This window comes from Chloroherpetonaceae bacterium (assembly GCA_025056565.1).
In the GTDB taxonomy this organism is placed as follows: domain Bacteria; phylum Bacteroidota; class Chlorobiia; order Chlorobiales; family Thermochlorobacteraceae; genus Thermochlorobacter.
Genome location: JANWWA010000049.1, coordinates 1 through 802 on the forward strand (window position 1 = coordinate 1; position 802 = coordinate 802).

Consider the following 802-nt stretch of genomic DNA (forward strand, 5'->3'; position numbering starts at 1 on the left):
TGGATGAAGTTCCTGATGCGATTCAAAACATTGATGGGATGAGTGTGGTTTCTCAGAGTGATATGCAGCCTTCAGCGGATATGGAGGTTATGGATGAGGGGGCAGCAGAAATGGATCAAGCGGGTCAAGAGTCACCAGAGGATATGGATCAGGAAGCGCTTTCTTCTGAAGAGGGTATGGGTGGAATGGAAGGTGGTGAGGAGATGGCGGCAGCTGAAGGTGGAGAGGAAGAAGTGGAGAAGTCCAAGAAGAGAGAGTCAGCCAGTCGTTCTTCAAAGTCTGCGAAGACGGAAGATAATTTTGTTCAGTCTTTTATTCGCACGTTTGAGAGTGCGTATGCGCCCAAGTCTACATTTGGGTATGCTCTTGAGGAAGATGTTCCATTTAGCATTATGAAACAAGGTGATAAGTTTGCGATGGGCAAGCTTTTTGATGGGGAAGACCCGCCGACTGAGTATAAAGAAAAAATGGTTGATGGTTTAAAGGAGACGACGTTTAAGGGTGGGTATCGCTCGAAATTGCCTGAAAAGCCGGATGAGTCGGAAGTGCGCAAGGATACACCAGGGGACAAGGAAGCCAAGGCAACGTATAAGAAGAGTCAGCAACCTATCAAGTCAGATTCGGACATTAAGTATGAAAATCGGTTTTCTTCTCATCGTTCTACTCGGCGTGTGAGACCGTTTAAAATTTAGAAGAAATATTGTCTGTGGTGGAAGTGTTGTATCAGTGTTCATCGGATAGTTCAGGGGTATCAAGGCAGCATCAGGCGGTGGGATCGTTTGTAGGTGTTGAAGGTCGTTTG

General features: G+C 46.4%; 1 protein-coding gene. It reads left to right on the forward strand.

Features of this window, described 5'->3' with window-relative positions; genetic code table 11:
- The coding region (locus NZM05_12610; protein MCS7014456.1) for a hypothetical protein at positions 1-692 on the forward strand (692 nt) is incomplete at its 5' end.
- Between the last annotated feature and the right edge of the window lie 110 nt (positions 693-802).